The sequence below is a fragment of the Flavobacterium turcicum genome, from assembly GCF_011365745.1.
Lineage (GTDB): Bacteria > Bacteroidota > Bacteroidia > Flavobacteriales > Flavobacteriaceae > Flavobacterium > Flavobacterium turcicum.
The window spans coordinates 1-13696 of the sequence record NZ_JAAOBY010000002.1 but is presented as its reverse complement, the minus strand read 5'-3'; the positions used below and the strand labels follow the sequence as shown (position 1 = coordinate 13696).

10 protein-coding genes are annotated in these 13696 nt (G+C 33.7%); 4 read left to right on the top strand and 6 right to left on the bottom strand.

Going from position 1 to position 13696, the window contains the following annotated elements:
- Nucleotides 1-4: 4 nt before the first annotated feature.
- On the top strand, nucleotides 5-382 hold the full coding sequence (locus G9Q29_RS04055; protein WP_166133604.1) for a PH domain-containing protein: 378 nt from the start codon (nucleotides 5-7) through the stop codon (nucleotides 380-382).
- A 304-nt stretch (nucleotides 383-686) separates the two neighbouring features.
- Nucleotides 687-2003 carry an ammonium transporter gene (locus tag G9Q29_RS04050; protein ID WP_166133602.1) on the top strand — a complete coding sequence of 439 codons (1317 nt, stop codon included), beginning with the start codon at nucleotides 687-689 and terminating at the stop codon, nucleotides 2001-2003.
- Nucleotides 2004-2140: 137 nt separating this feature from the next.
- On the opposite strand, the gene G9Q29_RS04045 is transcribed toward G9Q29_RS04050, so the two are convergent.
- The 4 genes from G9Q29_RS04045 to G9Q29_RS04030 form a co-directional block, all read right to left on the bottom strand.
- The gene (locus G9Q29_RS04045; protein WP_166133600.1) at nucleotides 2141-3988 is read right to left on the bottom strand and encodes a CocE/NonD family hydrolase; all 1848 of its coding nucleotides are present in this window, start codon (nucleotides 3986-3988) and stop codon (nucleotides 2141-2143) included.
- 234 nt (nucleotides 3989-4222) lie between these two features.
- Nucleotides 4223-6259, bottom strand: a complete 2037-nt coding sequence (locus tag G9Q29_RS04040; protein ID WP_166133598.1) for a protein-disulfide reductase DsbD family protein — start codon at nucleotides 6257-6259, stop codon at nucleotides 4223-4225.
- On the bottom strand, nucleotides 6259-7569 hold the full coding sequence (tilS, locus tag G9Q29_RS04035; protein ID WP_166133596.1) for a tRNA lysidine(34) synthetase TilS: 1311 nt from the start codon (nucleotides 7567-7569) through the stop codon (nucleotides 6259-6261). Before tilS ends, G9Q29_RS04040 begins: the two co-directional genes overlap by 1 nt.
- Nucleotides 7570-7593: 24 nt before the next feature.
- Nucleotides 7594-8883, bottom strand: coding sequence for an anthranilate synthase component I family protein (locus tag G9Q29_RS04030; RefSeq protein WP_166133594.1), 1290 nt, complete (start codon nucleotides 8881-8883; stop codon nucleotides 7594-7596).
- 250 nt (nucleotides 8884-9133) lie between these two features.
- Here G9Q29_RS04030 and G9Q29_RS04025 point away from each other — a divergent pair, with 250 nt between their 5' ends.
- The gene (locus G9Q29_RS04025) at nucleotides 9134-10027 is read left to right on the top strand and encodes a DUF4349 domain-containing protein (RefSeq protein WP_166133592.1); all 894 of its coding nucleotides are present in this window, start codon (nucleotides 9134-9136) and stop codon (nucleotides 10025-10027) included.
- 50 nt (nucleotides 10028-10077) lie between these two features.
- Here the strand turns inward: G9Q29_RS04025 and lpdA are convergent, their stop codons facing one another.
- A complete protein-coding gene (gene lpdA, locus G9Q29_RS04020; RefSeq protein WP_166133590.1) occupies nucleotides 10078-11481 on the bottom strand; it encodes a dihydrolipoyl dehydrogenase in 1404 nt (467 codons plus the stop codon).
- Nucleotides 11482-11627: 146 nt separating this feature from the next.
- Entirely contained in the window at nucleotides 11628-12086 is a 459-nt protein-coding gene (locus tag G9Q29_RS04015; RefSeq protein ID WP_187038243.1) for an Lrp/AsnC family transcriptional regulator, read from the bottom strand.
- Between the two features lie 231 nt (nucleotides 12087-12317).
- On the opposite strand from G9Q29_RS04015, the gene G9Q29_RS04010 reads away from it, so the two are divergent.
- Entirely contained in the window at nucleotides 12318-13520 is a 1203-nt protein-coding gene (locus tag G9Q29_RS04010; protein WP_166133586.1) for an aminotransferase class I/II-fold pyridoxal phosphate-dependent enzyme, read from the top strand.
- Nucleotides 13521-13696: the final 176 nt, after the last annotated feature.

Below are 13696 nucleotides of genomic sequence, written 5' to 3'. Positions count from 1 at the left end.
AAAAATGGGACTATTTAATGCAATTTTAGGAAATGCCTCAGAAGTTGATATCGAAAAAATTTCGGCTGAGTTTGAGCCCATCTTGATCGATGGAGAACATATTGAAAAAGCATACAAGCTTATCAAAGATCTCTTTTTGTTTACAAACAAGCGACTTATATTAGTCGAGAAACAGCTTGTAGGCACCAAGGTAGACTATCTAACGATTCCTTACTCTAGCATTAAAAAGTTCTCAAAAGAAAGTGCTGGAATCTTAGATATGGATGCTGAGCTAAAAATTTGGTTAAACCATGATAATGCTCCAATTACAAAACAATTTGGAAAAGGAGGTAACAATATTAATGAAGTATACAAAATTTTGAGTAAGCATACTTTAAAGTAGGTACATTTAAATTCAAAATAAAAGCGCTATTCGAGTCAAATCGGATGGCGCTTTTTTTATGCAGTACATTTGATGTCAAAATTTATACTAACCAATTTATCGGTAAGACTTCAATCATCATTCGTAACTATTTAAGTTTTAACCTTACTTTAACAAATTACAAAATTAAGAGACCATTTATCATTTACCTATAAAAAAAAAGGGGTACTAATGAAAAAATGATAAAAATTTAATAGTAACTATTATTTTTTATGGGGTATAATGATGATTTTTATACTTTTATCGAAATTTAAAACAAACAACTATGAGAAAAATTATTTTAAGTGTGATTTTAATCGCCATTTTGCTACTGACCCTTTTTTCAAATTATTTTATAATTGATAGTCCCGCTCCTACCGAACCCGTAAAATTTGATACAGGAGATACTGCTTGGATGATTGTTGCAACAGCACTTGTTTTAATAATGACTCCTGGATTAGGTTTTTTTTACGGAGGAATGGTTGGCAAAAAAAATGTAATCAGTACCATGCTGCAAAGTTTTATGGCTATGATAATCGTAACTGTCTTATGGGTTGTAATTGCATTTGGTTTATCATTCGGCCCAACAGTAAACGGAATTATCGGTAATCCATTACCTAATTTAATGTTTCAAGGCGTAGGAACAAATACCGCTTGGAGTCTTGCTCCAACAATACCTTTCTTATTATTTGCTTTGTTTCAGGCAAAGTTTGCTATAATAACACCCGCTTTAATCACAGGCGCATTTGCAGAAAGAATCCGTTTTTGGGCTTACCTTTTATTCATGGTATTGTTCATTTTATTAATATATACACCTTTAGCACACATGACTTGGCATCCTGATGGGATATTCTTTAAAATGGGAGTATTAGACTTTGCTGGTGGTACTGTTGTACACATGAGTGCAGGTTGGGCTGCATTAGCAGGAGCCATTTTTTTAGGAAAAAGAAAAGCACAAAAACCTAATCCTGCACGTATCACTTACGTATTATTAGGAACAGGTTTATTATGGTTTGGATGGTTTGGTTTTAATGCTGGATCTGCATTAGGTTCTAACGGCTTAGCAGTTCAAGCACTAGGAACAACTACTGTTGCAGCTGCTGCTGCAGGAATGGCTTGGGTATTTCTTGACAAAATTCTTGGACAAAAATTATCAGCAATGGGCGCATGTATTGGTGTTGTTGTAGGTTTGGTAGCTATTACTCCGGCAGCTGGTTTTGTTAGTATTTCACACGGAATTTTTATCGGTGCCTTCGCAAGTATAGTAAGTAATCTTGTTGTGAGAGCATTCCATAAAGGTAAAATTGACGATGCTTTGGATGTATTTGCTTGCCATGGTGTAGGCGGAATGGTAGGAATGCTTCTTACAGGAGTTTTTGCTTCTAAATCAATTAACTCAGTAGTTGGCGATAACCAAGGACTTATTTTTGGAGATGCAACTTTATTTCTAAATCAACTAACTGCTTTGGTAATTGTATCTGTTTTTGCCTTTACTGCTTCATACGCTTTGTTTTTCATTGTAAATAAAATTACTCCACTTAGAGTAAGCGAAGAAAAAGAAGAACTTGGACTTGACATCACACAACACGGTGAGTTTTTATAAGAAGAACAAACCAATTTAAATAAAAAAACACTCTGAAAATTCAGAGTGTTTTTTGTTTGGCATAATTTGATTTTAAGTAGAAATTTTAAAGCAAGCCTTTATTTACTATTTAAAAGAATAAAGAATAAGTATTTCATTTATTTTAACACTGTAAATTCAATACTTGAATCATTATAAATACGATGTGTTTGTTTTTGAAAATCTTCTGGCTTGGCATAAAAAATATTTTCTACAAAAGTCTGTGGATTCAAATCAATTAAAGGAAACCAAGTACTTTGTACTTGAATTTGGATTTTGTGTCCTTTTTTGAAAGTATGAAAAACATCTTGCAACTTAATATTTACTGGTGTTTTTTCATTCGCAACAAATGGTTCTGGTTTAGAAAAACTATTACGGAAACGTCCACGCATCACTTCGCTACGAACCATCATGTGGTAATTACTCATTTTTAAATAAGGAGCAACGTCTTTTGTTTCTGGTTCATCAGCAGGAAAAACATCGATAACTTTTACAATCCAATCAGCATCAGTTCCTGTGGTTGCAACTTGTAGTTTAGCTAAAATTTCACCAGCCAGAGTCGTGTCATCTTGTAAAACTTCCGTTTCAAAAACAACTACATCAGGACGTCTAGCAGCAAAACGCTGATCATCGGTCATGTATTTTCTGGGTGTAAGGCCTTGCTGCTTGATATCTTCTGAATATGGAACTGGTTTTTTAGGATCACTCACAAATTCTTCAAAAACAAAACTTTTATTAGCTTTCCTAGTTAACTGATTGCCTTGTAAATAAAAATTTTGCTTCTCTGTATTTTGAGGTGGCCATGTTTCATAGGTTTTCCACTCTTTTTTACCTGTATCAAAAACATAGGCTTCTGGCAACTTATTTTCTCCTTTGCCATTATTTTTTAAGAAATGACGGAAAAAATTCGCCTCAATATTTTTTTGGTAATAAGCTGAAATACTATCCCCAAAATTGATATTACCAATAACTTGTTTAGCAGAATTGCGAGCCCAATCACCGTGACTCCACGGTCCCATTACGATGGTATTGTAATTTTTGCTATTTTTTTCAATAGTACTGTACGTATTTAATGGACCATACAAATCTTCCGCATCAAACCATCCTCCTACTGTCATTACTGCTGGCTTGATATTTTTTAAATGCTGCAGTAACCCTCTTTTTTGCCAAAAATCATCATAGCTTGAATGGTCTTTCAATTGCTGCCAAAATTCATTGTCTTTACCATAATACTTGTCTAAATTAGATAAAGGTCCTGCATCCAAGAAAAACTGATAATCGTCATTCGTTCCTACATTACTAAATTTGTACCACGGTTCAGTAGTGCGCTTAGTTTTTTGTGGTCCAAACAATGGTGTTACCTTCCAGTAACTCAATAAATATGCACCATTGTGATGAAAATCATCAAAAAAGAAATCAGCAATGCACGCTTGCGGCGACACCGCTTTTAAAGCTGGGTGATTACTTAACAACGAATAACTTGCATAAAAGCCCGGATAGGAAATACCCCAAGTACCTACATTTCCGTTATTATTAGGTACATTTTTAACCAACCAATCAATCGTATCGTATGTGTCCGAAGCTTCATCAACTTCTATTTTCCCTTTCTTATTCGGGATAAACGCACGCATATTGTCATACAGACCATCGCTCATAAAACGTCCGCGTACATCCTGATAAACAACAATATAACCTTCTTTCATCATTGTTTCACTAGGCCCAACAGCACGCTTGTACTGCCCTTCACCGTACGGACCAGAATTATAAGGCGTACGCTGCATGATGATTGGATATTTTTTAGAAACATCCTTTGGAGAATAAATAGAAGTGAATAGGGATTGCCCATCGCGCATCTTTATATGTACCTCTTTTTTTGTATAGTTTTCGGCTACATAATTGGGCACTTTTTCTTGTGCTAAGAGAATTGTACCAACAAAAAGCAGTACAACACTGAATAGTTTTTTCATAAGTTTTTTAATTAAAAAATAGTGTTTAAAGATATAAAAACTACTCGGAATTAAGAGCCAATAGCCCGCATTTTTAGAAAGAAATCAAATAATTAATTCAAAAAATAAATTAATAATAAATGCAATTTTAATAGCTATTGAGAGCCAAATAAATTAGTCTGAAAACGAAAAAGCACTAAAGACACTTTTATTCTAGTGCTTTTAGTGCTTTTTTGTTTAAGTAAAAAAGTGTAATTACTTTTTGTTGAAAGTATCAATACCTTGACGCAACCAAGTTTGATACTCTGTAGCATCTGAATTATAACTTTCTGGTTTTTGGGATAAAGAATTACCCTCGTGATCTATAATGATATAATATGGTTGCGCATTGGATTTAAATTTTGTAATTTGAAAATCACTCCATTTATTTCCTATTGTTACGATTTCTTTTCCAGTTTCTTTCGAAACATATTGCTCACTTTTTGGCAAATCTTTTTTAGAATCGACATACAATGAAATTAGAACAACTTCCTTTTGTAAAATAGATAAAATCTTAGGCTGAGACCAAACATAATCTTCCATCTTACGGCAATTAACACAGGCATAGCCAGTAAAATCAAGTAAAACAGGTTTGTTAACAGACTTCGCATAAGCCATACCTTTGTCATAGTCTTCAAAAGCAATTAAATCATGTGGGCCAAGATGTGCTCCATCAGGCAGCGATTGACTTGAACTTGCTGCAGTTCCTTTTGAATTTCCAACTCCATAAGGGCTTTCACTATAAGTCATTGGTGGTGGAAAACCAGAAATAATCTTTAGTGGTGCTCCCCAAAGTCCCGGAATTAAATAAACAGTAAAAGCTAATACAACTAATCCGAGTGATAATCTACCAACAGAAATACTACTCAAAGGGCTATCATGTGGTAACGTAATTTTTCCTAATAAGTACAAAGCAAGACCACCAAAAATTGCAATCCAGATAGCCAAGAATACTTCGCGTTCTAATAGATGTAACTGCAATACAAGATCTGCATTTGACAAAAATTTGAATGCTAATGCTAATTCTAAAAATCCTAAAACAACCTTAACAGTATTTAGCCATCCACCTGATTTTGGTAAAGAATTCAACCAACCTGGAAACATAGCAAATAACATAAACGGCAACGCTAAAGCCAATGAAAAACCAAACATTCCCACAACAGGAGCAATTCCGCCTTTAGAGGCTGCTTCTACTAATAACGTTCCAACAATTGGTCCCGTACAAGAAAAAGATACAATTGCTAAAGCCAAAGCCATAAATAAAATACCAACCAAACCACCTCTGTCAGCTTGCGAATCGACTTTATTTGCCCAAGAGTTAGGCAACATTATTTCGAACGCTCCTAAAAATGAAGCCGCAAAAACAACTAAAAGAATAAAAAAGATAATATTGAACCAAACATTTGTAGACAACGCATTCAAAGCATCGGCACCAAAAATAGCAGTTACCAATAATCCTAAAACTACATAAATAAAAATAATAGATACGCCATAAATCACTGCATTACGAATTCCAGCTGCTTTGGTTTTACTCTGTTTTGTAAAAAAACTCACGGTCATAGGAATCATAGGAAACACACAAGGTGTTAATAATGCTGCAAAACCAGATAAAAATGCAATAAAAAAGATAGACAGCAAACCCTTTTTCTCTGTTGTATCCTCCACTTTTACAACTTCAGTAGAAGGCACTGAAGCTGTAGATTGTTCTTGAACTGTATCCGCTGTTGGCGCAACAACTGAATCAGTTGCTGATTTAACGGTATCAACTTTTGCAATTGTAGGCATTGTAGCTTGGATCGCAGTAGCTGCAGGAACTTTTAAAGTAAAATTTTTCTCCTGATTGATACAAACCTCTTTACAAACCTGATAATTAAGGTCAACTTTTATTTCGGTTAATTTCGGATTTATAACCTTGATTTCTTGTTGGATTTGTGCTTTCTTCTCGAAAAAAGTTTCATTCACTTCAAAAATATCATTGTAGGCAGTTCTAGTTTTACTTTCTTTGGCTTTACCAACCAAAGTATAGCTGCCTTTTTGATTTTTAAAAATAATTTCTAATGCTAGAGGACCGCCATCTGGTGTGAATTGAGAGTACAAGTGCCAATCATTTTCAATAACAGCATTAAAAGTTAATAAATAAGTAGAGCCCCCTTTATTTTCAATTTTGGTAGTCCACTTAGCAGGATCTAAAACTTGTGCACTTGAATTAGCGTATACCAAAAAAGCACATAAAAGAAAGAATAATTTTTTCATTAGCGTAGTTCTATTTTTAAAATATTTTTAGTTGTTTCGGTTACTTTAAACCGTTCGTCTGGTCTTAATCCAACAATCCAAACAATTTTTTCATCGGAATATAGCAACCAAGTTTGCTCTTTTTCATTTAAAGACAATTTTTCATCTTTAAAAAATTTACTGACTTTTTTTGACTTCCCTTGCATACCAAAAGGATGAAAAACAGCTCCCTCACTCCACTTTTGCAATCGTAATGGGTAGTGTAACAAATCTGAGTCTACAAAGATAGAAGTATTTGTGGCGATACTAATGTCGGCTACTTTGCAAAACGTTAGATTTAAGGGAATATTAACTTCTTTTTGATTTTCAGAAATAAAATATTCCTCAGCAGGATTTACGTAATTTATTGGACTTAGGATTAAATAATTCCTGTCTTTTAATAAGCGATATGTTGGCGAATAAACAAACTTACCCGTCTGACTTTCGACCAAATTGTAAATATCATCCCAAGCCGTAAAGCCAAATTCATTAAGCCATTGGTATAAATAGGATTGGTAATTTGGTAACTTTTTTAATTTATTTAAATCAAAATAAATTGAATCATCCTCTTGTTTTGCTACTTGCTGGTAAATCATGATTGCTGCATCTTCAACCATTACTTGCGCTTCTTGCAAATAGTTTTGCGTTTTTTGAAAGGAAACCAAAAAATTCGAATTTAAATCCTTTAGAATAGGAACTAAATGATGACGAATTTTATTCCGAAGATACTTATCAGAGGCATTACTGCTGTCTTCGCGCCATTCAATACCGTTTTCAGCCGCATACAACTCAATTTCTTCTAGGGTAAATGTAAGCAGCGGACGAATTATTTTATCGTTTTGCTCAGGAATGCCTGTCAAACCCTCTATACCTGTTCCTCGACTTAAATTGATCAAAAAAGTTTCTAAACTATCATCTGCATGATGTGCAGTAATTACATAATCAAAGTTCTCGGTTTCTAACAATTCATAAAACCAGTTGTAACGCAATTCACGTGCGGCAACTTGAGTGGAAACCTTATAATCTTCGGCAAAAGCTTTTGTATCAAATTGTGTTATAAAAACTGGAATGCCATGATTTTCCGCATAAGTTTTTATAAAATTTTGATCCTCGAAACTTTCAATACCACGCAATTGAAAATTACAATGTGCGATTGCAAAATCGTAATTCAAATTCTGAAACAAATGCAACAGAACCATGCTATCCTTTCCGCCGCTAACAGCCAACAACAGTCGCCTCTTATCAAGAAATGAAAAACGTTCCGAAAGAATTTCTTTTAAAGTATTAATCATTAGGATAATTTTATTGATTAGAATTTACTCTTGCAAAACTGCATACATCGCCTTAGCTTTTAATAAACATTCTTCGTACTCTTTTTCAGGAATTGAATTAGCTGTAATTGCACTTCCTACTGAAAAAGAAAGGTATTTTTTCACATCATTATACAAAATACTACGAATAACAACATTAAAATCGAAATCGCCATTTGGAGTAAAATACCCAACAGCACCACTGTAAACGCCCCGTTTAGTTTCTTCCAAACGATCTACAATATTCATGGCTGAAATTTTTGGTGCTCCCGTCATGCTTCCCATTGGGAAAGTCGATTTTATGACATCAACAGCCGTATAAGGTTCTGCCAAACGTGCTGTAATTGTCGAAATCATTTGATGTACTTGTAAAAAAGAATAAATTTTACAAAGTTCGGTAACTTGAACACTCCCCTTCTGTGCGGTTCTTGACAAATCATTTCGAACTAAATCAGTAATCATAATATTTTCAGAGCGTTCTTTCGGATCAGCGAGCAAGGCATTTTTTGACTCCTCGTCTTGTTCCACATCCAAAAAGCGCTTAGCCGTGCCTTTTATTGGTTGCGAAATTATCAAATCTACTTCTTTACGCAAGTAACGCTCTGGCGAGGCAGATAAAATAAAATGCTTATTATTCTTGAAAAATACAGCAAATGGAGGTTTTGAAATTTCGTTCAACTTCAAAAATTTTTCCAACGGATTAATCTCAGCTTTTTCTGCAAAAAACTCCATACAAAAATTGACTTCGTAAATATCTCCTCGATGAATATGGCTTAATATATCATTAACCTTGGTTACATAATCCTTTTGTGAAATTCTTTCTTCAATAGTTACCGTTCCCAAACTATTAATTTGCGATTCTTCAGTTGCCTGAATGGACTCAAAATCGAACTCAATTTCATCATCACATAAAAACAAATATTGCATTTCTAATTCTTGCCCCTTCAAGATAAATATCTTTTTAGGTTGAAAAAAAAACAAATCAGGAAAATCTAGATTATCTGGATTGGAAGAAGTAACGCTTTCAATATCATTCTTTAAATCATAAGACAAATAACCAAATAACCAATCCTTAGTACTTTCTTGATATTGTTTCAAGTCTTCAAAAGCGTTCACATAGTCTGTTTGTATGGCTGTAAAAGCATCAACAGCAAGTATACAATCGGCACTAGAATATTGTTGTGGATAAGAATTACTGTTTAAAAATACAACTTCGCGAAACTGTTGCGCCCATTTTACAAGTTGTTGCTTGGTTTGCAATGGATTTTCGACATTTTTTATAATGGATGTTCTCAATGAATTGAAATGTTTTTGATAGCTCAAAATTACAACAATTTTACGTGAAAAAAGCAACCGTGAACTATTCTCGAAGGTAATAATCTTCAAAGTTTTTAATTAAAATGCGTACCCATTTATACCAACCTAAATTTATCGGCATGAAATTTGGATTGCGTGAATTGTACCATTTTACTTAAGTAATAAAACGCAATTGAAGAAGAAAACACCTATTAACAAATAAATTATTCACCTAAAAAACAAAAAAATTATGCTTAAAAAACACCATGTTCTATTGCCTTTACTGCTAATAATTTTAGCTATTTCTTGCAAAAAAGCCGATGCTTTAGAAGAAACTGCTTCAGATACTACAACTTCTTCAAGCGGCAGTACCAACATACTTTCTTCAGCTGCTGCAGTGGAACCAAAAAATAGCGATCGGAAATTTGTTCGTACTGCCGATATTAAATTTAAAGTAAAAAATGTTCCCATTTCCACTTACATCATTGAAAATGCTACCACTAAATTTGGAGGTTTTGTAACTAATACCAATTTACAAAGCACAATTTCTGAAAAGAATGAAGTTAAAATTAGCCAAGACAGCACTTTAGAAATTACCAAATATACAGTAGAAAATAACATTACCATTCGGGTTCCCAACACACAAATGGATACCGTAATTAAAACCATTGCCAAACAAATTGATTTTCTGGAATACCGAGTAATCAAAGCCGATGATGTTTCATTACAACTACTCTCTAATCAATTAAAAGAAAAACGAGAAGCAAATCAGGAAAAGCGCCTCACAAAAGCGATTGACAGCAAAGGCAAGAAACTAAATGAAGTAGTGCAAGCTGAAAACGATCTGAATCAAAAATCTGAACAAAAAGACAATAGTAAACTCGAAAATATCTCACTAGCTGACCAAGTAAATTTTAGCACATTAACTTTACAAATTTACCAGCGTGAAACTATTAAGAAAGAAATGATCGCTAATGAAAAACAATACCGTCAAGGTTTTGGTTCGAAAATAATTGATGGTCTAGAAAATGGTTGGTATCTTATCGAAGGAATAATAGCAGTAATTGTACAATTATGGTCGATTATTTTGATAGGTATATTAGGCTATTTCGTTTACAAAAAATATTTTCAAAAAGGCAATTAAATAAAAAACCCGTTCAATTTTGAACGGGTTTTTGTTAAAATATAATGTACTTATACGTGTAAAGCTCTATTGTCGGTAACCGCAAGAGCTGCCTCTTTAATTGCTTCCGCAAAAGTTGGATGCGCATGAGACATTCTAGAAATATCCTCTGCCGATGCTTTAAACTCCATAGCCGTAACTGCTTCGGCAATTAAGTCAGCACAACGAGCACCAATCATGTGAACTCCCAGAACTTCATCTGTCTTTGCATCTGCCAAGATTTTCACAAAACCATCCGTATCTCCACCTGCTCTTGCACGACCTAACGCTTTAAAAGGAAAACTTCCAGCTTTGTAGGCTACGCCGTTTGCTTTTAATTGCTCTTCCGTTTGACCCACTGCTGCTACCTCTGGCCAAGTATAAACCACACCTGGAATTAAATTGTAATCGATATGAGGTTTTTGACCTGCTAAAATTTCAGCAACCATAACTCCTTCTTCCTCTGCTTTGTGCGCTAACATTGCTCCACGAACAACATCACCAATTGCATAAATATTAGGAATATTGGTTTGTAAATGATCGTTTACTTCAACCATTCCTCTTTCGGTTACTTTAACGCCAGCTTTATCTGCATTCAATCCATCAGTGTATGGGCGACGACCTACAGAAACTAATGCGTAATCTCCTTCAAGTGTTATTGTTTCTCCTTTTGTATTTTCAGCTTGCACAACAACAGCATCTCCATTTCTATCAACCGATTGAACTTTGTGCGAAACATAGAATTTCATACCTTGTTTCTTCAATACTTTTGTCAATTCTTTAGATAAAGACGCATCCATTCCCGGAATAATTCTGTCTAAATATTCAACAACAGAAACTTGTGCTCCTAATCTCAAGTATACTTGACCAAGCTCAATACCAATAACTCCACCACCAATAATTACCAAATGTTTTGGCACTTCTTTAAGCTTCAATGCTTCTGTTGAAGTGATAATTCTTTCCTTGTCAATTTTGATAAAAGGTAAAGAGGATGGCTTTGAACCTGTTGCGATAATAATGTTTTTTGCTTCGATCGTTTCAGAAGTACCATCAGCTTTTGCTATTGCTACGTGAGTTGCATCAACAAATGAACCCAGACCTTCCAAAACTGTAATATTGTTTTTATCCATCAAAAATTTAACTCCACCAGAAGTCTGATCAACAATAGCTTGTTTGCGAGCAATCATTTTTTCTAGATTTACTTTTACTTCGCCAGAAAGCTCAATACCATGGTCAGCAAAATGAGCAATTTCACTGTAGTGATGAGAAGAAGCTAACAATGCCTTAGATGGAATACAACCCACATTCAAGCATGTTCCGCCAAGGGTTGAATATTTTTCAATAATGGCCGTTTTGAAACCTAATTGTGCACAACGAATTGCTGATACATATCCGCCTGGTCCTGAACCTATAATGACTACGTCAAATGAACTCATAGTAAATTTTTTAAATGGTTTTATAAAAGTGATACAAAATTAAGGAATTAAGTTTTGTTAAAAGTTGAATTTTGAAGGTTTTTGTATGCTTTTTAGAGGTATTAACATTTACTTATCATTTAAATCCTTCGACCGAATATTTCTATCTACAATACAATTTGTGTAGTATTTTTTATTTCATCAATCATAAAAGTACTGTGTGTACTACCAATATGACTCAATGAAGTAAGTTTGTTTATCAAAAATTGCCTGTACGCCTCCATATCTTTCACAACTATTTTTAGGATATAATCATAATCTCCGCTCACATGATAACATTCGACAACTTCAGAAAGTTGCGCTACCTCCTTCTCAAATATTTGAATGTATTCTCTTGAATGTTGTATTAACTTAAGGTGGCAAAAAACTAAAAACCCTTTTTCAACTTTCGATTTATTGACTATTGCTACGTATTTTTCAATAATTCCCTCCCGTTCTAATTTTCTTACGCGCTCATAAACGGCAGTAACAGATAAATTTAGCTTTATCGACAACTCTTTAGTTGTTTTTTTACTATCGTTTTGAACTAGCTCGAGAATTTTTTTATCAATCACGTCTAATACTATCATAAAATAAAATGTATAAAATATCTAAAATTCAATTAGAAAAGCCTTCCCGATAATTATTTAAACTACCAAATTAAACAATAATAGATAATAAAACTAAAATAATGAACAACTATTGACAAAACACCTATAAAGATCGAATTTAGACCTAAAATACTAGAAACTACAATTGAATAATAAAAACAACGAAATTCACTTTAAAAATAAAAATCATTAATAAATAATCAACAAATGAAAAATTTCAATCCAGCAAACAACATTCAAGACCTTCAATATTTTGGCGAATTTGGAGGAGTAAATCCATCCATTTCTGATTCTTCTACCTATACTTTTCTTTCAGCCAAAACGATGTTTGATACTTTTGAGGGTAATATGGAAGGATGTTACTTATATTCGAGACATTCCTCACCTAGTAATTTATACTTGGATCAAGCATTAGCAGCTATGGAAGGTACAGAATCAGCCAATGTTTCGGCTTCTGGAATGGGTGCCATTACACCTACACTATTACAATTATGCGGAACTGGAGATAACATCGTTTCGAGCAGAACAATTTACGGAGGAACATATGCTTTCTTAAAAAATTTCACTCCAAGATTAGGAATCAAAACTACCTTTGTAGATATTACAAAATTAGATGTTGTAGAAGCTGCCATTACTCCAGAAACAAAAGTACTATATTGTGAAACAGTTAGTAATCCGTTGCTAGAAGTTGCTGATATTAAAGAACTTTCTTCTCTTGCAAAAAAACACAACTTAACGCTCGTGGTTGACAATACTTTTTCGCCATTATCAGTTTCACCAGCTAAATTAGGCGCAGACATTGTAATTCATAGTCTAACAAAATATATAAATGGTAGTAGTGATACAGTGGGAGGTGTAACTTGTGCATCTCAAGACTTTATAAATAGTTTAAAAAATGTAAATAGTGGAGCCAGCATGTTATTAGGTCCTACAATGGATAGTTTAAGATCTGCAAGCGTAATGAAAAATTTACGAACCCTACATATTAGGATGAAACAGCATAGCAACAATGCTTTTTTCCTAGCGGAACGTTTTGAAAAAGATGGATTAAAGACCGTATATCCAGGATTATCAAGTCATCCAAGCCATACGCTCTATAAAAATATGATTAATCCTGAATACGGTTTTGGCGGAATGATGACCATAGATGTAGGAACACTTGAAAAAGCAAATGAACTTATGGAATTGATGCAAGAAAGAAATTTAGGTTATCTAGCTGTAAGTTTAGGGTTTTATAAAACTTTATTTAGTGCTCCAGGAACATCAACCTCAAGCGAAATTCCTTTAGAAGAACAAAAAGAAATGGGATTAACTGATGGCTTAATTAGATTTTCAATTGGATTAGATAATGACATTGAAAGAACATACCAATCCATGAAACAATGTATGATTGAATTAAACATCTTCTAATTAAAGTATAATTTTTAAATGTACAAAAAAAATCAAATTACCAACTTACAACAAACGCAAAAAACTCCCTAAAAATAGGGAGTTTTTCATGTTGCTATAGTACTCAGAGCGGGACTTGAACCCGCACGAACATTGCTGTTCACTGGATTTTAAGTCCAGCGTGTCTACCAATTTCA